A 24,442-nucleotide genomic window follows, 5' to 3' on the forward strand; every position below is an offset into this window, starting at 1 on the left:
GCAACAGCCCTTCTTAACTACTGTCACCTATCATTCATATAAATTATTAAGTACATTTTAATATATCTATAAGTTCATTCCAATCGCTTATTTCTAGACATTTCTTTTTAGGAATACTTTTATTACATTCTTCCATTGCTCCCTTGTACCATACAGAGAATATACCACAGTCCGCCGCACCATCCACGTCACATACAGCATTGTCTCCGCAGTACCAGACATCACTGCAATCAAGCCCTGCTTTGCGCAGTGCAAGTTCAAATATTCGTTTGTGAGGTTTTCTAAATACATATTCGCTACTTGCAATGATGAATTCAAACTTATTAAACGGAATGTATCTGTTAATTCGTCTCTTCAACAATTCACCACTGAAAGATATATTACTTATTACACTTGTGCGTATTTTGTGGTCATATAGAAATTCCAGAAAACTCTCTATATGTGTTGTTGGTTCTGATATCGAAGCAGCTTTTTCAAATATGTGTTCCACTTCTCCCGGTGTTTTTGTCAGTTCTATATTAAAATATTCATAAAGATAATTCTGAAAAATATGAGTATGAACTTCAACAATAGCATATTTTTCAATGTCCATCCCATACCGTCTTATTTCCTTATTCAATTCGTTAGCCAAGGCTTGTACTTCCTCCGCTGAAACATCATTTGGATTTTTTGCAGCATCACACAATACAGCCTTCGTACCTTTCAGTGGATCAAAAATTTTTTCATTAACAAGGGTTTGACCATAATCAAATATAATCATCTTAGGTTTTTTCATGATAGTTATTTCCACCTCCTACTCTTGCTAAATTTAAGTAAAGATTACTCTGCTCTCTTTCAATATGTTTAGGATTATTATATAAGTACTTTTACTTTTTCTTTCATAGCTATCATAACCCTTCCTCATTTTACTATTAAATGCATTTATTATCATAAGATTCAATTATAATAATCAAATATTAATTAACTCCATCAACCTGTCTAACGCTATTAAATTATGTTTCCAATTTAAATATTTTTTTGATTCCGTATATGAACACCATTTATATGCCTCATGTTCATCGGATATTCTTACATGGGATATGCCGTCAACTTCCACCGCAAAGCATATATCTGTCATATCCATTAAAATTCCATTTTTAGTTTCTCTATAATTAAATGTATAATTTAAATCTATAATATTTTTTATATCAGTTATTCCTGTTTCCTCGAATACTTCCCTTATTACAGCATCTCTTGAACTCTCATCATTTTCAATACCACCACAAACAGGTTGCCAATATCCACTCCTATCTGGAGTTCTTTTTAAAATAAGAACCTTAAAAGATGGATTATTTGAAAAAACAAATGCTTGTACATTAACTCTTTTATTCATACCTTCAGCCACCTTTCACAAAACCCTAATAGTCTTTTTAATATGTGTATTTATTTTAAATGTTCTCCTACTGTATTTATAAATTTTCTAATTACCCATTTTATTTCTCTTAACATAATAAACAATCTCTTTAAGAGTATATATATCCCACTGATCTTTAAATTTATTTTTTCTGTCTATATGAAAAGATGTAAATCCAATGTTTCTTGCTCCATCTGCTTCTACATCATAGTCATCAACATATATACTTTCCTCAGCTGCTACACCTAATTTATCTAGTGCTTCCTGATAAATTTTAGGGTCAGGTTTCATAACACCTACGAGATCAGAACAAATATAGCAGTCAAAATATTCTGACAATCCTAAAGCTTTTAGTGTTAGTTCCAAAGAAGGTGAAGTATCACTTATAACACCAATCTTATATCCATTGTTCTTAAAATATTCTAATACCTCAATAACTTCTGGGAAAAGTATTCTATCCTTAAGCCATAATTCTTGAAAAATCAAATTTGCTCTCTCTTCTATTTTATCCTTTATACCTTCCTCTATGAGAATGCACTGATAATACCTTTTCCAAAATTCTATTTCTTCATCTACAGTTTTTAATCCTCCTTTAGGATATCCAGCCTTACAAAACAAATCAAGCATTTTGTCATAATTTAATTCAAATTTTTTACCAGATAAACTTTCGATCATTTTATCTCTCCACTTAATTTTGTGTGGATTAGCGTGGGTTAGCGTATTATCACGATCGAAATATATAGCTTTATATTTCATATAAAACTCTCCTTCCAACATATGAAATATTATTTTATATTCATATGCTTTGCATATGAACTCATTACTACTTATGCATTATTTTTTACTAAACATTTCTGCTAGTGAACCATCATCAATTCTATATATCTTACAAGATACGAAACCATTTTTTAGTAATATTTTTTTTGACCCTACATTACCAGGGTCTGTTATTGCTGTAACCTTTTCAATACTCTTTGTTTCTTTAGTGATCTTTAATAAATTGTCTACAATCTCACTTCCATATCCTTTTCCCCAATACTCAGGAAGCAACATATATTCAATCTCAGACTCTTTCAAGTCACTGGTTATTGTAATAGCGCCCATACCTATAAAATTGTTAGTTGATGTTTCAAAAACCTTGAAATTTCCAAAATCATCATGTGTTTTATTATTTTGTAATAAATACTTATAGTAATTTTTTGCTTCATCCATTGTAAATACTCTTCCATAATTCATCACCATTATTTTTTCATTAAAAACTAACTTTGAAAAATATTTAAAATCCTCCTTAGAAATAAATTTTTTAAAATATACTCTACTAGTCAATTTTAAATCCCCCATATTAATATATTTTAAAATAACCATTAAATTCATTTTCAAGCATACAGTATTTGATACCAAAGTCAAATATATTTAATTAATACATAAATTCTCTATAATAATTATAACATTAATACCATTAAACATCATATAACTAATTTTTTTACATTATTTCAAGTTGTTAATATTCTTTTAAATTGCTAATTAGTGAAAAAATATATAATAAAAACATAGGAATATTGTATAATGTTAGGAGATGAAAACATGCAACCTATTAGAAATGTGTTTGTTACACCAGAACAATTTGAAGAGATTCAAAATAAATATGATGGAGTCTTTGAATATCTAAATGGTGAAATATTGTTCAGTTCCAGAACATCTCCAGAACACAATAGAATAGCAAGGAAAATATTAGCAAAATCAGATGCATATTTTGAGGGAACTGGCTGTGGACCTTTTGCAGAACAAATTGAAGTTATATTTAAAAAATGTTATAAATAACATTAAAAATCACCATAGATACAAGTCCATTTGTGTTGCATTTATGGTAATAGATGATAAATAAAAATTCCACATAGGTATAACCCCTATGTGGAATTTTTATAGTCTTATTTTCTTCTTAAAACAATTCTCTTACTACTAAAATATGTTGCAAGGAAATATGCTCCATATACAATAGTAATGAATACTGCTGTTATTATTATATTACTTGTAGCGTTAATATTTCCGCCTTCCCGTATCATATCATTTGCAACCTTTATACCCACAACTGAATGTATGCATGCTAGTATAATTGGTAACATAAAATATATAGCTATTTGTTTAAAAAGCGTAGCTTTTACAAGTTTATCATCTGCTCCTATCTTCTCTAAAATATCATATCTATGTCTATTGTCTGCAGCTTCTGAAAGCTGCTGAAGAGCAAGTATTGCAGCACTGGTTATAAGAAATATTATCCCAATATATATTCCTACAAAGGCTATTACAGCTTCCGTTCCTGCTCCAATAGCTTTATAAGCTTCCTTTGTCATACCTGATATTTTAATTTCATTTTTTGCATTTTTAGTTTTTTCAGTCAATGAATAAAGATCATCTTCAAGCTTTTTTTGCATCAATTTACTATCTCCCTTACAGTTAAAAGATACAATAGTACTTTGTTTAACAGCCCCTTCCGTTATTTTATCTGGTACTACAAGCATAATTGTAGATGGGCTCATATTACTTTCAAAACCAAAAGTTAATGCCTTGGAATAAATACTATATTGTTTTTCACCTATTTTGATAGTGTTATCACTTTTAATATACTTATAAAGTGCATCTTTAAGCTCTGTTTCATTCTTCAAATCAGGGGAATACAAAGCTACCTCATTTTCAGAAAGTCTAATTTCTTCCTTTCCTCCAAGTTTTAAAAGCTTATTATAATCTGTAATCCTCATAAATAAAATAGGTGTTTTCATATTGATAGGCCTTTTACTTTCATACCCTTTCATTTTTTCAAATATAACTTTATTGTTAATTTCTCCATTTTTATAATTATATAATGAATACTCTACAAGTTTATCACTATATTTATTAAAATCCAAATTATATTGTTTAAGTTTTTTAACAATGCTTTCTCCTCCCTGAGCTACAAAGGATGCGTCAAAAGGTATGACATCATTAAAAGCTTTATTCAGTACACTGTTAATACCAAGTCCTGTAGACAATATACCTATAGTACAAAATAACATAAGACATATAATTGACATTGAAATATGCGCTGTGTTTATTTTAGAATTTATCTGACGCAAAATAAACATATTAAGTTTTTTAAAGTACAATTTTTTCCTTGATTGAAGTAATTTAAGAAAAAATCCTGATAAAGATGCAAAAAATAAGAATGTACCAATGGAACCAAGTACTATTTCAAATATAAGTTTTTTATCAAAATTTCCAATTCCATTTTTCAACACCAATTTGTATGCTGTACCAATACATGCAATAGATAGTATAAATAATATTATTGTAAGCACAGGATTTTTAAGCTTTTGTTTTTCATTTTGTTTTTCTGCATTTATAAGTTCTATTAGTTTATACTTTGATATAGATACGGTACTCATAAACATAACAACCAAAAATATTATACCAAAATATAAAATAGTTTTTACAAATGCGCTGGATGAGAATATAAAATGATATTCAGTCATATCCACTTCAAAGAGCTTTGCTGTTATAACTGAAAGCCCCTGAGATAAAAATACGCCAGCTAAAAGTCCTATAGCAAGTGATAATATACCTATTATAAAGTTTTCAGTTACAAGTATCCTAGAAACCTTTCCCTTTTCCATGCCAAGGGTCATGTATATACCTATTTCTTTTTTTCTTCTTCTAATAAGAAAGTTATTTGCATATACAATTAAAAATCCAAGTATTATAGATATGAATACTGAAATTATATTCATAAGTTTAGTTAAAGTCCCCATCATTTGGGAGGTAGAATGCGATATATTCATCATGGACTTTTGTGCTTCAATAGAATTAAAAATATAAAATATACAAACTCCAAAGGTGAGAGTTAGAAAATACAAAGTATAATTTTTAAAACTCTTTTTTACATTTTTTGAAGACAACTTAAAGAACATTATCCATGTCACCCCCAAGAAGCGTTACCGTATCAACTATTTTATTAAAAAATTCCCTCCTGCTGCTATCTCCCTTTATAATCTCATTAAAAATTTTACCGTCCTTTATAAATAGTATCCTACTGCAATAACTTGCAGTAAATGCGTCGTGGGTAACCATAAGTATAGTTACATCCAAATTTTTATTAAGATCCTCCATGCTTTCAAGAAGCATACGAGATGACTTAGAATCCAATGCTCCTGTAGGTTCATCTGCAAGTATCATTGCTGGGTTTGATATTATAGCTCTAGCAGATGCCACTCTCTGTCTTTGTCCACCTGACATCTCATAGGGATATTTAGAAAGCACATCACTTATTTCAAGCCTTTTAGCCATTTCCAATACCCTTTTTTCAGCTTCTTTATGGTGTGTTCCAGATATGGTCAATGGTAATATAATGTTTTCAAATCCAGTGAGTGTATCTAAAAGATTAAAGTCTTGAAATATAAACCCTAGCTCTTCACGCCTAAATCTTGCTAAAGCACGACTCTTCATTTCAGTTATGTCCTTGCCTCTTATATATATATGACCAGCTGTAACTGAATCAATTGTAGATATACAATTCAAAAGTGTACTTTTTCCACTACCAGATGCACCCATTATCCCTACAAATTCACCTTTCTCCACAGAAAAGTTAACATTATCAATAGCTTTTGTGATATTTTCTTTATTTCCATAATATTTTTCAACATTTGAAACCTTAAGTATCTCTGCCATACAAATCCCTCCATCATCTTGATGGCTTCATTTTAATATAATTTACTTTTATGTACCATAATTTTAACTTACACTATTCTTACATTTTGTAAGATAAGACTTTTCATCCTTTCTTTATATATATTTTTTCTGCCTGACATTCATCATAGAGCTTTTAGGAAAAATTATATCCACTTTTGTACCTTCACCATATTTTGAATATGCCTTAATAGAAAGGTTTAGTTTAGTACAAAGCTTCTTGCAGATGTATAATCCCATGCCTGTAGCTCTTTCGTCGCCTCTTCCATTAGTACCTGTAAATCCTTTATCAAATATCCTTGAAAACTCACTTTCTTTGATCCCTACTCCATTGTCCTTAACAGAAAGTACTACTCCGTTATACATTTTATATGCGCTTATTTTAATGCTTGGCTCAAATTTATTCATATATTTCACTGAGTTAGTAAGTATTTGTTTTAACATAAAGCTTACCCACTTACCATCTGTAAAAACATTAATATCTAAATTTTCCGTTTCCACTCCAACCTTATTGTGAATAAAAATCTTTGAATTATTTTTCAAAACATCAAAACATAACTCTTCTAAATTTACTTTCTTTATCAAATAATCCTTCTCAACAGTATTACTTCTGGAATAAAATAAAGCTTGTTCCACAAAGTTTTCTATTTTATCTATTTCTTCACATAGATTATCCATTACTTTACTTCTATTATTTTGAACTATAAGTTTTGATGCAGCAATTGGAGTTTTTATCTCATGAACCCATAGTTCTATGTATTCTCTATACTCCTCTTGCATAAATTTATATTTATTTATTTCCTCTATCATTGCCTTATTGGAACCTTTTAGTATATCATATAAAACTATTCCCTCTTTAAAAGTAGGGCGCGAAATCATCTCTGCAATTAGGTTCTTTTTATCAAGAGATTCAAAAATACAAGTTACATTTTTATAAAACTCTCTTTTAGTTGCGTACTCAAAAATTATTGGAACCGCAGCACCTATTATATATATGCTGCCTATGAGTAAAGGCAGTTGAAAACTTTTCTTAGGATTTAAAACCCATATTATAGACATGTTTAAAATAGACACTATTAGCAATGATATAATATACAGCATTCTTTCCTTTATAAATTCTCTTAAATTCAATTTACCATATACCCCCTACCTCTTTTTGTTTCTATAACTTCATCTATTCCTATACCTTCAAGTTTTTTTCGTAGCCTGTTAATATTAACTGTAAGGGTATTATCATCTATAAACATATTACTATTCCAAAGTTCTTCCATAAGCTCATCACGACTAACTATCTTTCCCCTTTTTTTATAGAGAAGTGTAAGTATATTTAGCTCGTTTTTGGTAAGATCGTATTCTTTATTATCATGCCTTATAGTACTTTTAGAAATATTTATTGTAAAATCTTTACCACTTATATATTCAGGTTCTTTTTCTCTTAAAGTCCTCTTTAAAACAGAAGATATATGAGCTAACAATATTTGAAGATTATAAGGTTTAGTTATAAAATCATCCGCGCCCAAATTTAAAGCCATAAGTTCGTCGATTTCTGTATCTCTACTAGTAACAACAATTATAGGTACCTGAGATTTCTTTCTTACTTCACGGCATACATAATACCCATCAAAAGATGGAAGATTAATATCTAAAAGTACTAAATCAATTTCTTTAGACATTATGTCCTTTACCACATTATTAAAATCATCTAAAACTTCACATACATAACCATTTTTAGAAAGAAATGTACTTAATTCTCCACGAATTTTCTTATCGTCTTCCACAATAAGTATTTTTTTCATAAAACTTTATCCTCCATGCTTTTTTCAATGTTTCTAAACACTACCCGACATTCTGTAATTTATTATACAGCTTCATGCAGTAAATTACCATTTTCTCTTCACGCACACCACATTCAGTTTCAATACACTAATGAATGTTTTAACATTCAACCTATTATAAAGTTTAATCTTTTTCTACTAATACATATTACTATTACTACTAATACATATTACTATTAGCTCCCCACTCCCTGCACTTAAACAGGAACTTCTTAATTAAAAATTAAATAAAGTTGGAACATAAGAAAATTATGACTTTGTCATAATTTTCAGTGGGCTAGGGTGTCAGAGGGCTAGTGGACTAGTAAAGGATTATTTTCCTCCGCTGTACTATGGAAAATCTTTGATTTATAAAAAAAGAGAGCGCTCATAATATTTTTTAGGCGTAGCCTTTCGAAAAGTTATATGATACTTATGAAAATAAGATAATAGCTAAAATTTAATTCATTTTGCCGTGAGGCATAGGATTGTATAAATTTTAGTTTTAGTATTTTGGCTGGCTATCGCCAATAAAAGATTTAAGTTAAGCCAAAAATTACGGCACTTCTGCCGCAATTTATGCTTAGTATGTATTAAACTAATTTATCTAGTACAACTATATTGCACCATGCGTTGATAATATTTTAACATTGTTTTATACTATAGTATATTTAACTTTATCTCCAACATTAAAATTATCTAAAGTATTTATAACTTGGACTTTAAGAATTTGTTCATCCTTTGTCTTAATAGAATATATTGAGTTAGATCCTAAAAACTGCTTTTTTATAATTTCAGCATTCTGTTTTTCCTCATTTCTGTGAATAATGATTTTCTCAGGTCTTACAAACTTTATACTTCCATCTTGAAGCTTCAGCCTATTTAATGTTCCAATAAAGCTTGCTACAAAATCTGTTTTAGGATTATTATACAAATCCTCCGGAGTTCCTATTTGCTCTATCTTTCCCTCATTCATAACTGCAATTTTATCTGATATACTTAAAGCTTCTTCTTGGTCGTGAGTTACAAAAATCATTGTAATTTTAAATTTTTCATTTATCTCTTTTATCTCATCTCTCATTTTTAATCTAAGTTTAGCATCTAAATTACTTAGTGGTTCGTCTAAAAGAAGAACTTTAGGTTTTAAAATCAAAGCTCTTGCTAAGGCAACTCTCTGCTGCTGGCCACCACTTAATTTACTCACACTACTTTTTTTATAATCATCTAGTCCAACTAAATGAAGGTATTTCTCACCCATACTTAGAGCTTCTTTCTTTTTATAACCCTGAAACTTCAATCCATAAATTACATTCTGCATAACATTCATATTAGGAAATAATGCATACGACTGAAAAACCGTTGCCACTGGTCTTTCCTGTGACTCTAAATTAGTTATATCATTACCATCTAGTATTATATTCCCACCATCTGGCTTTAAAAATCCACCAATCATCCTTAGTGTAGTTGTTTTACCACAACCACTAGAACCTAAAAAGCAAACCATTTCACCCTTTTCTACATTCATATTCAAATCATTAACCACATTTAAATCATTAAAACTCTTTACTAAATTTTTTAATTGTAGAAACATTTTTCCCTCCTAAAACCCACTTGGAAAACAGTAAATTAATAGCTAAAGTAATTAATATTATTATGCATGCAATAACAGCACCCAGTCCGTATTCTCCGCTTTGAATAGCATCAAACATCTCAACTGTAGCAACCTTTTGTCCTGGATATATTAAAAATATAATAGAACCTATAGTAGTCATAGTAGCAGTAAAATTATTTATAAATCCCATTAAAAATGCTGGTTTTAGAGATGGTATTATAATATCTTTAAGTATAAAGAAGTTTGATGCACCACAATCTTTTCCTGCATACTCAACTTCCCTATCTATATATGAAACCACTGCACTGCTTACTTTAGTAGTCATAGGTAACTGCTTAAATATACAATTCAATATAACTATAGCAGCAGTTCCAGTAAGTTTCATTGGATAATCATTAAATGCTAAAATGTATCCAATACCGAAAAATGTTCCTGGAATAATATAAGGAAGTGTTGCAATAAAGTCAACTTGCTTCATACCTAATATCTTTCTTCTTTCAGTATAATAAGCTGTAAGCATTCCTATAAAGCTTCCAATAATTCCAGCAATAGTAGAATATATTATGCTTCTTATAAAACTTTTACTGCTATAATTTTTTAATTTAATTATATTATCTAAAGAAAAATACATTTTTCCTTTTCTATATACAGTTATTGCAGAAATAAAAATAGATATATATTGAAGAACCATTATAAAGATAAACGTGTATGTTATAAATTTTATTAAGGCCCCTAGGAATCCATTAAACTTTAGCTTCATTTCTCTCGAACTTGCCTTTTGAGCTCCCCCTAAAGTAGAATTATTTTTTTTCATATAAAATCTATATGCTATAAAAGCTATAATACATGGAATAATCAAAAGCATATTCATTGCCGCAGCCTTAGGAAGATTGCTATTTGCTATTATTTCAATATATATTTGAGTTGCAATAACATTAAAAGAACCACCAATTATCATAGGCGTACCAAAATCTGAAAAGCATCGTACAAAAGTCAACAGGGATGCTACTATAATTCCTGGAATCATCATTGGAATCACTACTTTTCTAATAGTGTAATTTACACTAGCTCCACTGTCTAATGAAGCTTCAATTATACTCTTATCTATACCACTTATAACTCCAGATAGTATTATGGCGTTTAGAGATACATGACTTAATGTCTGCATTGCCACTATTCCATACCATCCATAAGTATTTAATGTAAGTTTTAAAATATTATGAGTTATAAATCCTCTTCTTCCAAATAAATTAATATATGCTAATGAAGATACAAAAGGTGGAGATATCATAGTAATCATTAATATAATAAAAAGAATTTTTTTAATTTTACTTTCAGAAAAACTAATGTATACAGCCACATATATAGAAATAATTATAGAAAATAATGTAGATAAAGAAGCAACAAAAATTCCATTAGTTATAAGTTTTTTATTTTCTTTTAAAATCTCCTTATAAAAATTAAAAGAAAATCCTCCGTCATGATAAATACTTTGCTTTGCTACAGATAAAATTGGCCAAAAGATAAATATCAAAATTGATAAAATCAATATTAATATAATCAATAAGTCAAAAAAATTATAAAGATGGGTATCTAGAAATTTAGATACCCTTTTCTTGTTTTTCATTATTTATTTCCTGTTAAATCAGCCCATTTAGCCAATATATTTTTTCTATTTTTCCCATATTCAGCGAAGTTTTCTTCAAATAATTTATCTTTTGGAACTTTTATATCATAACCTTTTACACCTGGTTTAGAAGAAGTTGCTCCATCTTTGCCTTCATGTTTTGCTAAGAATTCCATATTATCCTTTTTGAAAATCCAATCTAAAAATGCCTTTGCAGCATCTACATTGCTTGCATTTTTAAATATACCAACGCCCTCAGGTATCCATGGAAGCCCATCTTCTGGATAAACAATTTCTACATTATGCTGATCTTTTAAATCAGTTATTGATTTATCTATGTAAGTTATCCCTATTGCAGCTTCTCCTGCCACAGTCTTCACTTGTGGGTCTTTTCCTCTTTTTGAATATGCTGTAATGTTTTCGTTTAACTTTTTAAAATATTCCCATCCTTTTTCTTCACCCATGTTTTCAAGAAGTCCACATAGTACCCCATAGTTTGTTCCAGATATTGCAGGGTTGGACATTAAAACTTCGCCCTTATATTCAGGCTTTGTTAAATCCTGCCAAGTTTTTGGCATTTGTAAATTCTTTTCCTTAAGCACATCCTTGTTAACTATAAATCCTACAATAGTTATTCCTTTTGAAACCCAATATCCTTCCTTATCTTTATACTTATCAGGTATGTCCTTAAATTCAGGAGAAACATATTTTTCAAGAAGCCCATCTTTCTTAGCTTGTATAAAAGCATCAATTCCGCCTCCAAACCATAGATCAGCCATAGGCTTTCCGCCTTCAGCCTTTATTCTTGATATTGCCTCACCAGAGGACATAGATAAAGTTTCTACTTTTATTCCAGTTTCCTTTGTAAACTTTTCAAACACCTCTTTATATTCACTAGTAGCTATAGCTTTTAATGTTGTTCCTTTTAAATCTTTTGTTGAAGTCTTTGTTGAATCTTTTTGGCTATCCTTTGTACTTTTCTTGCTTGAACAAGCAGAAAGTCCTAAAACTAGAACCAACGAAAGTGCAACTGACATTATTTTCTTAAGTTTCTTCATTATTTACCCTCCATTATGACAAATAATCTAAATTTTCCACAATTATTATCACATAGTACTACTCTTATATCAAATTTGTTTTATGAATAGATAATTCATTTTGTATTGATATTTTCAATAAGCATTTAATATAAACAAGATTTGAATTAAAATTTATAGCATAAATATAAATAATGAATTTACATATTATTCATTGAAAATATAGTATAGCAGGGTACTTACCACCTTGCACATAAGATATTAATGGAGGATTTTATATATGATTATTGACACACATATACATGAAAAAAAATATTCCCCTGATAGCAAATTCTCTCTTGAAGAAGCTGTTAATGTTGCAAAAAAAATCGGATTAGATGGAATATGTATAACAGATCACGACAACAATAAAATAAAACAGGAAGCATTAGACTATGGAAAAAAGAATGATTTTTTAATAATAGTTGGAGCTGAAATACTTACTTTTGAAGGTGACATATTAGTTTTTGGAGTGGGCAACCTACCAGAAGAAATGATTCATGCCGAAGAACTTTTAAACATTGTAAAAAAACATAATGGAGCAGCTATAAGTGCACATCCTTTTAGAACCAACAACAGGGGTCTTAAGGATCATATAAGAGTGGTAAAAGATTTACTTTCAGGAGTAGAAGTTTTTAACGGCAGTACAACACCACACCATAATTTATATTCCTATGCTCTTGCCACAGAACTAAACCTACCACTTTTCGGTGCTAGTGATGCCCATGTTACTGAAAACATTGGAAAATATGCCACAGTATTTAATGGTACCATAAGAGATGAAAAAGATTTTATAGAAGCTATTAAGTCAAAAAATACTTGTCCTGCTATTTTAAAAAATGGGAAATATGAAGAAATAAATATTTACGACACCTTAGTAAAATAAGCATAAGTTTTAAGTAAAAAATGAGCAATATATAAGGAGACTATATAAATTCCATTTATGAAATTCACATAGCCTCCTTCATCTAGAAATTATATAAGTTATATAATAATTATCCCATAAAAAGTATTAAATTACTTAATTATGAAATTCATCTGTAATGACTTGCATAAGAAGCAAAGGAACTATTTAAATTTAATTTAAGAAATTCTTCTTTTAGACAGATAAAATTATCGCTAGCCTGACAAGGACGCCAGGCTAGGGAACCTGAAGCAGGACGTCGAATGTGAGCGTTAGATAATTTACATACTAGACTATTATATTCCCTTTAAGGCAATAATCTAGTTCTATCTCTAGGAAATAGAGATGCCTCTCTTACATTCTTTAATCCTAATATCTGAGAAGTTAATCTTTCTAGTCCTATAGCAAGTCCTCCATGCGGTGGCATTCCATATTTGAAAACCTCCATATATGTGGTAAAATTCTCTGGATTTAAGCCCTTATATATCATATTTTCCGCCAACATTGAATAATCATGTATTCTCTGTCCACCAGTTGTAATCTCTAATCCTCTAAATAAAAGGTCAAAGGAATAAGTGAATTTTTCACCCTTAGGCATGGTATACATTGGTCTTTTCTTTCTTGGATAATCCGTTATAAATAAAAATTCTGACCCCATCTTTTCCTCAGCATATTTGCATATGAGCTTTTCTCCCTCTGGATCTAAATCTCCTTCATTACACTCTTTGCCATACTCAGTTTTTAATAAATTTATAGCTTCTGAGAAAGTAATACTTGGTATTTTCTCGCTTATTTGTGGTAATTGAATTTCTAAAAATTCTAGTAATTTTCCACATTCATTCTTTAATTTATAAAGAATATGTTTTAAAATATTCGTTTCAATGTCCATTACATCTCTCTCATTTTCTATAAATCCCATTTCTAAGTCCATGCTAATATATTCATTTAAATGTCTACTGGTATTGTGCTCCTCAGCTCTATATACATGAGCTATTTCAAAAACTCTTTCATAGCCTGCACCTACCATCATTTGTTTATAAAATTGGGGGCTTTGAGCAAGAAAAGCTTCTCTTTCAAAATATTTCACCTTAAAAATAGCTGTACCACCTTCTGCCCCCTCTGAAACTATTTTAGGGGTAAAGATTTCTGTAAAATCTTCATTTAATAAAAATTCTCTAAATCCCTGAGCAATAACTCCCTGAATCTTAAATATACTATTGATTTTCTGCTGCCTTAAACTCAAAACTCTATGATCTAGAAGTGTATCTAAATTTGCATTTACATCTTCCTTATTTACTTCTAAAGGAAGCTCATCTTCTACTTTTGATATAATATTTAAAGAACTTACTTGTATTTCTATATTACTTATTTTATTTTTACTCTCCACAACATTACCTACTATTTCTACCACCGATTCTAATTTAACATGATTTAATTTAATACTGCTATCCAAAACACATTGAACCAAGCCAGTTCTATCTCTTATTATTAAAAAAGATACCTTGCTTAATTTTCTAATTTTGTATACCCAGCCCTTAATAGAAACTTGACTATTTACTTGATTACTTAAATTTTTAATTAATATACGCTGCATAATTACACCTCTTCCTTAAAATTTTATTATGCAGCACTGCGCAGTGCTTGATTTCAAAAAATAAAAAACCCACTCCAATTAGGAGTGAGTGTATTCCCACGGTACCATCCTTTTTAACTTCAAATTTGAAGTTCACTTGGATTCATATAACGGTGAAAACCGATTTACCCTAATAACATCAGCTTTCAGGCAAATATCTCCAGGATGTCCTTCGAACATCTAATTTCCTGCCAGGCTCTCACCATTCCTGACTCGCTGAGAGTACTTTTAAAATGTCTACTCTTCCCTTCAAAGAATTTAATTATTGTCATTCATTATATTATGAATCTTTACAATTGTCAATAACTTTATAAACATTATCTGCAATAGAAATTTAATGGTTTCTTCTATTACTTTTAAGAAGGAACTAACGGGAAAAGCAAATTTAATATTTCCTGCTGAAAAAATACGTACTTTTATAAGCCTTTGTTTAAATGAAGAAGAAAATAGCAATGGCAATATGGATTTCACTGATATAGATCTAGACGTTATGAAAGAAATAGGAAATATAGTTTTAAATTCCGTTATTGGAGAGATAGGAAATTATTTAACTATTGGCTTAGACTACACTTTACCAGAAGTAAAATTATTTAATAAAATAGATTTTAAAAAAGATATAGAAAGTAACGAATACGCATATATATTAATGCTATATATAACCTTTAACATAGATGGAACAGAAGTAGAGGGTGCTATAATAATTGACTTAACTATGAAATCCTTAAATAATCTAATAAGTAAAATAGATAAGATAGAAGACGAATTATATGGATAAGATATTATATGACACTTTAAATGATATTAATGAAGCTATAATTCTTTTAGATGAGAATTTTAACATAGCGCTATGGAATAGTTATATGGAACATGTAACTGGCATTACAAAAGAAGCTGCCCTATACCATAATATATATGATTTTTTACCAAATCTAGATAAAAATTATTTTAGAAAATCATTAAAACAAGTACTAAATGATGGATATAAAATGTTTTTTTCTGCAGCAATGCATAAAGAAATAATAATCAATGGACACTATTTGAATTTGAAAATAAGTCGCTTACAAACAGATTATTCGAAACTCCTACTTCTTGAATTTACTAATGTAACGAATCAATTTATACGGATTAATCAGCTAAAAAACTACATTAATCAATTGTCTTCATTAAATAAAAAATTGAAGTACAAAGAAGTCCAAATAAAAAAACTAGCTTACTATGACAAGTTAACCAATGTACCAAATAGAACGTTATTTTATAAAATTGTTGAAAAATTCCTAATTAATGCTGATAGAACTAAAAGTTTGCTAGCACTAATGTTTGTAGATGTAGATAATTTTAAATTCATAAATGATACCTATGGGCATAAATCAGGAGATAATATTTTAATTAGTGTGGCCAATTCATTAAATAATTGTACTAGAAAAGGAGACATTGTAGCTCGGTTTGGTGGAGATGAATTTCTAATTTTACTACCAAATATAAAAAATCCTAATGATTACAAAGTTATAGTATCTAGAATTCTGAATGAAAGAAACAAGCCTATTTACTGCAATGGAGAAAAAATAAAAGTTTCCCTTAGCATAGGTGTAAGTCTTTATCCATTTGATGGGAAGAGCCTTGATGAATTGATATCAAATGCAGATAAATCTATGTATATCGTTAAAAATAATGGGGGAAATAATTTTACATTATATAATCATAATATGTGCGAATTTACTCTTTTAATGCTATAATGATTTCTCCTTGAACTATCACAAAAATATTTTCAATAATTTCATAAATAAGCAGTGAAATTTTTATAAATTTTAATAAAATTTTTAGAAGGGAGTCTTTTTTATGAGTTTAAAAAGTTTATATGAAAGTGGCATAGAGTACAATGATTTTTTAAATAGTAAAGACGTGGACACAAAGGACAAAGTTTTAGACATATACAATAATATAGAAATAGGAAAAGACCTAGAAGATAAAATAAAAGCTGTAGATAAAGAAGTTGACATAATTGCTTTTGCAGAAATATGGTGCCCTGATTGTATGCTAAATGTACCTGCTCTAGAAAAAATCCATATATTAAATCCTAAGATTAATTTCAAAGTAGTTTCAAGAGAAGGAAATGAAAAATATTTAGATGACTATGCAATAGATGGAAAACCTCGAATACCTACTTTTATAATTACAGACAAAACTCAAAAGGTTTTAGGTGCTTTTATAGAAAGACCAGAAATAGTTAGAAAAGTAGAGAATAGCGGAAACCAAGTAGATGTAATAGTTACAAAAAAGAAATATAGAAAGGGAGAATTTATACCTCATACTATTACGGATGTTTTAAATATAATATCTAATAAGGATATCTAACAAAAGGGCTGTAGCACTAAAAATAAATACTACAATGTATTGTTTTGCAAGTTTAAATCTGTAAAACAGTACATTGTATGTAAATTTCTTAATGCTACAGCTCCTTTATAATTATTTACATATTCACAGTACTAATAGGTGAGCCACAAAATTCACATTCCCCTACAGAACCTTTTAAAATCTTATTCTTCGCTCCACAGCCTTTGCAAGTTACTACTACCACTTGTACATTAGGATTAAATTTAACACTTGCTTCTTTATTATAGTCCTGCTTTCGTTTATGTACTATAATAATTTCCCTTTTAGATTCGTTAATATATGCATTAAAAAAATATTCTTTATCTATCATATTTTGAAGATCACTTTTAACTACATCATAAGGCAAATCCATTGCAGCAGCTATGTTATCTATAGATGTAATGTTCTGATTTACTACTATAGCTATATATTTTTTAAATTTTTGAGCCTTTTTCTTATTTCTTCTACTTACAACAATTAATGCAATTCCACCACCTACAAATAATAATAAACCAGAAAACACCTGTCCTACGGTCATTGTAGAATCTCCAATACTTCCTATAGTATAAAAAATCCCTAGTACCAATAAAATGCAACCAATAATTCCCAAAGTACGTCCTGAATTAAATAAAGCTTTTTTATCTAAATCTATTTTTTTTCACGCTAATGCACCTCTCTTTATGATAAGTTTACAAGTTATATTTGAATTCTTAATTTTCTTCATAAAATATTCATATCTACAAATTATTATTCTACATAAATCTACTTTTTCCTTCGCTTCCATGATTTTTATTAAATAAAGTTCTTTACCCTAAAGATACTTTCATAAATTCACTAGGTGAATATCCTGTGTGCTTTTTAAAAACATGTGAGAAGTATCTATAGTCTGTATAACCAACCTTAGAGGCCACATCTGCTATCTTTGCCTCAGGCTCCGTTAGGTATTCCATAGCTTTACTTACCCTCAGTTTTGTTAAGTACTCTACAAAGCTTACTCCCATTACCTTTTTAATCTTTCTACTTAAATAGCTTTCGCTTAAGTAGACTTTTGTAGCTACGTCATTTAAACAAATATTCTCATTATAGTGCTCTGTCATATAATCCAGCGCATCCTTTATTCCAGACTCAACTATTTGCACTTTAACTTCTTTTATAGCATATAATATTTCAAATATTAAGTGCTCAGCCCATGTATATAATTCTTCAATGGTGTTAAGTTCTGTAGTTTTCTTGTAAACATTAAAGTTTTCTCCTACTATATCTGACATGTTAATATTAAAATCCTTAAGAATATCTAGCGCCTTTAAAATTAAATTAATACTAATTTGTTTTATAGTATCATCGCTTATTTTATTGCACTTGAATATATCATAATAAATATATTTTAATCCACCTCTAACTCTCTTTTTATCACAAGCCTTAATACTTAATATAAGTTCTCTTTCTTTTTGATGTAAATCATTCCATTCTAATTTTTCTTCATCACATACTTCTTTACCTATGTCTTTAAAATAAGTTATACTGCCCTTACCACTATATAATCTATTTTTTAGAGCTCTTTTCCCTTGACTATATATATCCTGTATGCTTTCCAAATTCATTATACCAGAAACGCCCATACTTATAGTTATATTACATTTAGATTTTACAATGCTTTGAATATTTTTCAGTTTATTCTCGATTTCTTTTTCACAACTAATATTATTACAGCATAATACCAAAGCTAACTTATCCTCATGACATTCAATAACATAGTGTTCCTCTAGAAAAGACTTATTTATTGCATCTCTAATTATCTGATTCTCCTCATAAATTAACTTCATATTATCCATTTCTAATATATTTTCATAATTATCATTTTGAATAGAAACAATCATAAGTTTTTCTAAAGATATATTATGCCTTCTTATTTCTTCATAAATATTTTCATAACTTCTCAGCTTTCCCCGCATCATATCTAATAACATTTTTTCTTGAGTTATAGATACGCTTTCTTTGGTTTTTATACATTCATTAGCTGCTTTTTCTATAGCATTCAAAAACTCTCCTTCATCTATAGGTTTTAATAAAAAATCTATAGCATTTACCTTAACGGCTCCTATTGCATAGTTTAAATCATCATATCCGGTAATTATGATGAACTTACTATTAGGTAAAATTTTTATAATCTCCCTAGCCATTTCCAGTCCATTCATTTCCGGCATATTAATATCCGTTATAATTAAATCTGGTTTTTCCAGCTTTGCTAGTTCTATTGCCTGAAACGCATCCTCTGCTTCACCTACTATCTTACATCCATATTTATTCCAATCAACAGTTTTTTTCATACCTTCTCTAGCTAAATACTCATCATCTACCACTATGACTTTAACCAAAATCACCGTCCTCCTCTAAACACTAAATTTATAAAAAGTCTACTACAATTACTTTTCCAATGTAACTTCAGTTTAAATTATCTTCGTTCTTTTGCTATTTATTGTTTATTAATGCCACACATATATTTTCTCTATCAATATTAAATTACCAACTATGCATTACTCCATTCTTTAATGCATTAACGCATACACTGATAGTGACAAAGGCTCGTGCAACTAGAACTACCTTATGCTTTTATAATCCACCAGGTATATTGATTCTAGATATAGTGAATCCTTCTTCACTAAATAATTTTACCCCATACTCATCTCCATAATGAAGTTTTATTCTATTATCCACATTACTTAAACCTATTTTCTCTCCTGAACTGTTACTATTTCCCACTCCAATGCCATCATCTATTACATCAATATAAACTATATTGTTCTCTAAATAACCTTTTATAATAAGATTTCCCGTGCCTCTCTTTTGTTCTAATCCGTGAGTTATTGCATTTTCTACTAACGGTTGAATTAAAAGCCTAAGAATATTTTGTTTATAAACCTCCGGTTCCACCTTTACGAATACCTGAAATTTATCTCTATACCTAATTTTTTGTATGGTTAAATAGTTATTCACCTGCTGCAACTCTTCCTCTACCGTTACTATATCACCTTTTTTACTAATACTGTATCTTAAAAATTTTCCTAAGCTTGTAACCATAGTGCTTACTCCTTGTAAGTCATCAAGCTTTGCCATCCAATTAATTGACTCCAATGTGTTGTATAAAAAGTGAGGGTTTACTTGAGCTTTAAGTGCTTTAAATTCTGCTTCTTTCAGTAAATATTGTTTTACATAAACCTCTTCTATTAATCTGTTAATTTCTTTAAGCATATTATTAAAACTATTACCCATATGTGCAATTTCATCATTTGTATTAATAGAGAAATTTACGTTTCTATCTCCTTTTTCAACTCTATCCATCAAATTTGCCAGCTCATTTATTGGTTTATAAATATTTTTAGACAACACTAAAGAAGCCATTACAGCTAATATAGCAAATAAAATAAGTAATAACATAAATGTAATTATAATAACTCTTTTATCTTTATATAATTGTTTTTGAGGAATTATTTCCACTATCTTAAGTCCTGTATCACTTAAAGTTGTAAAATAAGCTGTATATTTTTTATTTTCTATGTTGCATGAAAATTTTCCCTTAGTATTCTTTAATATATCACTCAAGTATTCTTCATAAAAATAAAATCCTGTTTTATTTTTATTTATTTTATCCGTAATTATTTTACCATTTCTGTCCAACACAAAAATATTATTGTCCTTATATACCTTTAAATATTTAAAAATATCATTAAAGTAATCATCATATAAATCAACTATTACATATCCTATTTTTTGTCCATTTTCTACATCTTTTATTTCTTTTCCTATAGCCATTACAATGTCTTTTCTCTCTTTTTCATCTATTCTTCTATGTATATACAAAAGCTTCTCATTTTCTCTTTTATCAATGGATTTAAAAAATTCACTGTTTAAATCTTCATATATAGGTGGATAATAGTCCGTAGTACTAAAATGACTATATTTACTCATTCCTGTTATATATATAGGCACATCCCTTTTTTGTGTAGCTAATACACCGCTAGTTATTCTGTATATTTTTTGAATATCTAAAAATTTTTCTTCATAATTATTATAATCTTTTTTCTTTAAAATTTCCTTTACTTCTTTATTTTCTGATATGTAATCACTGATACTTATAAAACTCCCTAAAGATGAATCTATAAGCCTACTGACTACCTCTAAGTTTTCTTTTACTGAAATATCTAATCTACTATTAATTGACTTACTAGTATTATAATAAGAAAAAATCGTCATACTCAAAAGTGGTAATATTCCTACTAATAAAAAGCCTCTAAATAGCTTATCCTTAAAACTGCGATTTTTCCATAATACACCAAAAGTTTTCTTAAATCTATATATACATTTGTTCCTATTTAAAATGTTAGATATACATCTATTTCTAAACCAAAGTTTGTTTTTAAATGAAAATTTCTTTTTCATAAAAATCCCCTTAAAAAATCATAATGTATTTACTACAACTTAATTATTGTTGTAAACAAAGTTTATTAACTAAATGCCTTCACATTTTTAAAATAGATAGTAAAATTTAATATAGCTCAATTGTAACACAATTGAGCTATATAGATTAAAGTTATTAAATTATTTTTTTAAATACTTTACTTTTCTATTAAACAATTAATATGATTAACCCACAAAAGGTACAATTTAGTGGAATTATGAAATTTCTCCTCCATGACTTGCATAAAAGCTCGGAACAATAAATTCAATTTAAATAGTTCCTTTGCTTCTTATGCAACTCATTCCAGAGAAATTTCATAATTCAAGTAATTTAATACTTTTTGTGGGATAATCATTAATATATATTTACTCAATTAAATTAACCTTTTCCACACCCTCATAAACAGATAATTCTTGAATGATTTTACTTTTTTTTATATATCTAGGTACCAATATTGTATAAAGACTAGTTTTATAAGGGCTCTCCTCATCATCTTCTAAAGAAAATTCAATATTTTGCACTTTAATATTTCTAGTCTCAAAATATCCTTCAACAATATTTATTAGCTGTTTTTTATCATTATATTGAAGTTCTATTTTAACTAAATTTCCTTTTTCCATAAATCTGGCCTCAACTCTTTTAAGTGCAGCTAATACCATAAAAACAGCAGCTGTTGATAATAAGGTTAAAGTATAGTATCCCAGTCCCACAGCCAAACCAATACATGCTACCACCCAAAGACTTGCAGCAGTGGTAAGCCCTTTTACAGAACCTTTTTCATGAATTATAGTACCTGCACCTAGAAAACCTATGCCACTTATAACTTGTGCTCCGAGCCGCCCAATATCAGCCTTTAAAGCAGATTGTAACTGTGGATGTGCTAATATTAATCTAGTAGTTTCTTCCACTGAATATAATTGAATCATAGAAATTACCGCAGCACCTACACAAACTAAAATGTGGGTTCTAAATCCTGCTGGTCTATTTTTAAATTCTCTTTCGTATCCAATTAATCCGCCTACTATAACTGCAAGAAAAATCCTTAAAACCACCTCATGAATTAGCATATAACCTTAGTTGCCAATAATCCATAAAATAAACATCATTTAATTCACCCTTCAATGTCTCTTATTTGTGATGTTTTATAGATTTATCGCAACAGCTCACCTCCCACCATTAAATGTCACATATTAAGATAATTTATAAAATGATTAACCCACAATAAGGTATAATTCAGATAATGTAATACTTTTTGTGGGATAATCATAAAATATACTTTTTAAGATTATAATTCTTACTTTTTATTATAAATAATATCTAAGAAAACAGTTATTTCATAAATAAGAAAAGTAAAATATATACTCTAGTTCTTAATATAAACAAATAAGGTCCATAAGACCTTATTCTTTTTAGCATCTAAATACCTAAACATAACCATACAATAATAATTTTCAATTATTTATTAATTCAACTTTCGTAGTTATAAAATAAAAATATACAATTTAAAATGAAGAATAAAACTCTTTTAGAAATTAACTATAATGGGAATTCATAGATAAGTAATAGATAATAGGTAATAACTAATAGCTAAGAAGTAAGAGTTAAGGATAAAACTCAAGGAGTTTTTATAATTAATTTGTAAGTAATAGTTGTGCTGAAAATTCAGCCTTGCTCGATTTTTTCAATAGCTCTTACTTTTTACTTCTTACTTCTTACTTCTTACTTTTTACTTCTTACCAACATTATATTATATGAGCATTATATGGTGAGAAACTTATTTTTACATTCTCTCCCTCATTGAAAATTTCTTTCGCTTGAGGGTTATTATGTTGAATTTTGACTTCCGCTTCTCCAACTTTAACCACATAATCTTGATAAGCTCCCATAAATGTTGATAACATAACCTTTCCTTCTAAAAATCCTTCTCTGCCTATTTCCACAGCTTCTGGTCTTAAAACTAATTTACAAGTACTACCTGCTTTCTTATCTCCCTTATAAGGTATACTCATTTTTTTGCCGTAAATTGACACTTCAGCTATACTATTCTCTACACTATCTATTGTACCACTTATAAAGTTTGCTGTACCAATGAAATCTGCAACAAATTCTGTTTTTGGTGTGTAATAAATCTCTTTAGGAGTTCCAACCTGCTCAATTATTCCCTTATTCATAATAATAATCCTATCAGATAAGCTCATAGCTTCTGACTGGTCATGTGTTACATAAATCGCAGTAATTCCTACCTTTTGTTGTATTTTTCTAATTTCTGTTCTCATATATACTCTAAGCTTTGCATCAAGGTTTGAAAGAGGTTCATCAAATAGTAATACTCCCGGTTCCATAACCAGTGCACGAGCTAGCGCAACTCTTTGCTGTTGTCCTCCAGATAATTGATTTGGATATCTATTTTCCATTCCCTTTAATCCAACTAGTTCTATAATATTATCCACTCTTGTCTTTACTTCATCTTTACTTATTTTCTTTAATTTTAAACCATAAGCAATATTATCATAAATATTGTAATGAGGGAAAAGAGCATAGCTTTGAAAAACCATAGCACTATCTCTTTTATCCGGTGGAAGATCATTTATCTTATCTCCTCCTAGATAAATCTCCCCCATGGTTGGAATTTCAAATCCTGCTATCATTCTTAATGTAGTAGTTTTACCACATCCAGATGGTCCAAGTAAAGTTACAAATTCTCCCGGTTTAATATCCACTGATATATTATCCACTGCTTTAAATTCATTATTATTAGCACCAATATATATTTTGCTTAATTTTTTTATATTAACTCCTTTAGATCTTTTTTCCATAGTATACTCCTCCATTTCACTATCT

23 protein-coding genes and 1 other annotated feature are annotated in these 24,442 nt (G+C 28.9%); of the genes, 5 read left to right on the forward strand and 18 right to left on the reverse strand.

Going from position 1 to position 24,442, the window contains the following annotated elements; translation table 11 throughout:
• Positions 1-46: 46 nt before the first annotated feature.
• The 4 genes from C1715_RS00655 to C1715_RS00670 all read right to left on the reverse strand — a co-directional run bounded on the left by C1715_RS00655 (position 47) and on the right by C1715_RS00670 (position 2,719).
• The gene (locus C1715_RS00655; RefSeq protein ID WP_146005350.1) at positions 47-790 is read right to left on the reverse strand and encodes an HAD family hydrolase; all 744 of its coding nucleotides are present in this window, start codon (positions 788-790) and stop codon (positions 47-49) included.
• A gap of 159 nt (positions 791-949) precedes the next feature.
• On the reverse strand, positions 950-1,372 hold the full coding sequence (locus C1715_RS00660) for an NUDIX hydrolase (RefSeq protein ID WP_102398760.1): 423 nt from the start codon (positions 1,370-1,372) through the stop codon (positions 950-952).
• Positions 1,373-1,459: 87 nt separating this feature from the next.
• Positions 1,460-2,149: an HAD family hydrolase gene (locus C1715_RS00665; RefSeq protein WP_180963947.1), complete on the reverse strand. Its 690-nt coding sequence runs from the start codon at positions 2,147-2,149 to the stop codon at positions 1,460-1,462.
• Between the two features lie 78 nt (positions 2,150-2,227).
• Positions 2,228-2,719 (reverse strand): GNAT family N-acetyltransferase, encoded by a 492-nt coding sequence (locus tag C1715_RS00670; RefSeq protein WP_102398762.1) that lies wholly within the window; start codon positions 2,717-2,719, stop codon positions 2,228-2,230.
• 240 nt (positions 2,720-2,959) lie between these two features.
• Between C1715_RS00670 and C1715_RS00675 the strand changes: the two genes are divergently transcribed.
• On the forward strand, positions 2,960-3,214 hold the full coding sequence (locus C1715_RS00675; protein WP_242971854.1) for a PDDEXK family nuclease: 255 nt from the start codon (positions 2,960-2,962) through the stop codon (positions 3,212-3,214).
• A 107-nt stretch (positions 3,215-3,321) separates the two neighbouring features.
• Here C1715_RS00675 and C1715_RS00680 read toward each other — a convergent pair whose 3' ends face one another.
• From C1715_RS00680 to C1715_RS00710, 7 genes are all read right to left on the reverse strand, one after another.
• Positions 3,322-5,334, reverse strand: a complete 2,013-nt coding sequence (locus C1715_RS00680) for an ABC transporter permease (protein ID WP_102398763.1) — start codon at positions 5,332-5,334, stop codon at positions 3,322-3,324.
• The gene (locus tag C1715_RS00685) at positions 5,324-6,091 is read right to left on the reverse strand and encodes an ABC transporter ATP-binding protein (RefSeq protein ID WP_102398764.1); all 768 of its coding nucleotides are present in this window, start codon (positions 6,089-6,091) and stop codon (positions 5,324-5,326) included. The genes C1715_RS00680 and C1715_RS00685 overlap by 11 nt, the downstream gene beginning before the upstream one ends.
• Before the next feature lie 114 nt (positions 6,092-6,205).
• On the reverse strand, positions 6,206-7,240 hold the full coding sequence (locus tag C1715_RS00690) for a sensor histidine kinase (RefSeq protein WP_102398765.1): 1,035 nt from the start codon (positions 7,238-7,240) through the stop codon (positions 6,206-6,208).
• Positions 7,237-7,905 (reverse strand): response regulator transcription factor, encoded by a 669-nt coding sequence (locus C1715_RS00695; protein WP_102398766.1) that lies wholly within the window; start codon positions 7,903-7,905, stop codon positions 7,237-7,239. Before C1715_RS00695 ends, C1715_RS00690 begins: the two co-directional genes overlap by 4 nt.
• 673 nt (positions 7,906-8,578) lie before the next feature.
• Complete coding sequence (locus C1715_RS00700) at positions 8,579-9,514, reverse strand: ABC transporter ATP-binding protein (protein ID WP_102398767.1); 936 nt, start codon at positions 9,512-9,514, stop codon at positions 8,579-8,581.
• Positions 9,477-11,165: an ABC transporter permease subunit gene (locus C1715_RS00705; RefSeq protein WP_102398768.1), complete on the reverse strand. Its 1,689-nt coding sequence runs from the start codon at positions 11,163-11,165 to the stop codon at positions 9,477-9,479. Before C1715_RS00705 ends, C1715_RS00700 begins: the two co-directional genes overlap by 38 nt.
• Positions 11,162-12,220 carry an ABC transporter substrate-binding protein gene (locus tag C1715_RS00710; RefSeq protein WP_102398769.1) on the reverse strand — a complete coding sequence of 353 codons (1,059 nt, stop codon included), beginning with the start codon at positions 12,218-12,220 and terminating at the stop codon, positions 11,162-11,164. The genes C1715_RS00705 and C1715_RS00710 overlap by 4 nt, the downstream gene beginning before the upstream one ends.
• 259 nt (positions 12,221-12,479) lie before the next feature.
• On the opposite strand from C1715_RS00710, the gene C1715_RS00715 reads away from it, so the two are divergent.
• A complete protein-coding gene (locus tag C1715_RS00715; RefSeq protein WP_102398770.1) occupies positions 12,480-13,124 on the forward strand; it encodes a PHP domain-containing protein in 645 nt (214 codons plus the stop codon).
• A 325-nt stretch (positions 13,125-13,449) separates the two neighbouring features.
• Here C1715_RS00715 and aspS read toward each other — a convergent pair whose 3' ends face one another.
• Positions 13,450-14,736: an aspartate--tRNA(Asn) ligase gene (gene aspS / locus C1715_RS00720; protein ID WP_102398771.1), complete on the reverse strand. Its 1,287-nt coding sequence runs from the start codon at positions 14,734-14,736 to the stop codon at positions 13,450-13,452.
• Between the two features lie 77 nt (positions 14,737-14,813).
• Positions 14,814-15,037: a binding site (T-box leader), on the reverse strand.
• Positions 15,038-15,112: 75 nt separating this feature from the next.
• On the opposite strand from aspS, the gene C1715_RS00725 reads away from it, so the two are divergent.
• The 3 genes from C1715_RS00725 to C1715_RS00735 all read left to right on the forward strand — a co-directional run bounded on the left by C1715_RS00725 (position 15,113) and on the right by C1715_RS00735 (position 17,127).
• The gene (locus tag C1715_RS00725) at positions 15,113-15,550 is read left to right on the forward strand and encodes a hypothetical protein (protein WP_102398772.1); all 438 of its coding nucleotides are present in this window, start codon (positions 15,113-15,115) and stop codon (positions 15,548-15,550) included.
• Complete coding sequence (locus C1715_RS00730; protein ID WP_102398773.1) at positions 15,543-16,508, forward strand: diguanylate cyclase domain-containing protein; 966 nt, start codon at positions 15,543-15,545, stop codon at positions 16,506-16,508. Before C1715_RS00725 ends, C1715_RS00730 begins: the two co-directional genes overlap by 8 nt.
• A gap of 103 nt (positions 16,509-16,611) precedes the next feature.
• The gene (locus C1715_RS00735) at positions 16,612-17,127 is read left to right on the forward strand and encodes a thioredoxin family protein (RefSeq protein ID WP_102398774.1); all 516 of its coding nucleotides are present in this window, start codon (positions 16,612-16,614) and stop codon (positions 17,125-17,127) included.
• A 115-nt stretch (positions 17,128-17,242) separates the two neighbouring features.
• Here the strand turns inward: C1715_RS00735 and C1715_RS00740 are convergent, their stop codons facing one another.
• The 6 genes from C1715_RS00740 to C1715_RS00760 all read right to left on the reverse strand — a co-directional run bounded on the left by C1715_RS00740 (position 17,243) and on the right by C1715_RS00760 (position 24,417).
• Positions 17,243-17,683 carry a hypothetical protein gene (locus C1715_RS00740; RefSeq protein WP_102398775.1) on the reverse strand — a complete coding sequence of 147 codons (441 nt, stop codon included), beginning with the start codon at positions 17,681-17,683 and terminating at the stop codon, positions 17,243-17,245.
• 120 nt (positions 17,684-17,803) lie between these two features.
• On the reverse strand, positions 17,804-17,929 hold the full coding sequence (locus tag C1715_RS19940; RefSeq protein WP_278320072.1) for a hypothetical protein: 126 nt from the start codon (positions 17,927-17,929) through the stop codon (positions 17,804-17,806).
• Between the two features lie 22 nt (positions 17,930-17,951).
• Complete coding sequence (locus tag C1715_RS00745) at positions 17,952-19,520, reverse strand: response regulator transcription factor (protein ID WP_102398776.1); 1,569 nt, start codon at positions 19,518-19,520, stop codon at positions 17,952-17,954.
• A 235-nt stretch (positions 19,521-19,755) separates the two neighbouring features.
• Positions 19,756-21,582 carry a sensor histidine kinase gene (locus C1715_RS00750; protein ID WP_102398777.1) on the reverse strand — a complete coding sequence of 609 codons (1,827 nt, stop codon included), beginning with the start codon at positions 21,580-21,582 and terminating at the stop codon, positions 19,756-19,758.
• Positions 21,583-21,966: 384 nt separating this feature from the next.
• Positions 21,967-22,668 carry an MgtC/SapB family protein gene (locus C1715_RS00755; RefSeq protein ID WP_102398778.1) on the reverse strand — a complete coding sequence of 234 codons (702 nt, stop codon included), beginning with the start codon at positions 22,666-22,668 and terminating at the stop codon, positions 21,967-21,969.
• A 675-nt stretch (positions 22,669-23,343) separates the two neighbouring features.
• Entirely contained in the window at positions 23,344-24,417 is a 1,074-nt protein-coding gene (locus tag C1715_RS00760; RefSeq protein ID WP_102398779.1) for an ABC transporter ATP-binding protein, read from the reverse strand.
• Positions 24,418-24,442: the final 25 nt, after the last annotated feature.

Origin of the sequence: Haloimpatiens massiliensis, from assembly GCF_900184255.1 — a bacterium.
GTDB lineage: Bacteria > Bacillota > Clostridia > Clostridiales > Clostridiaceae > Haloimpatiens > Haloimpatiens massiliensis.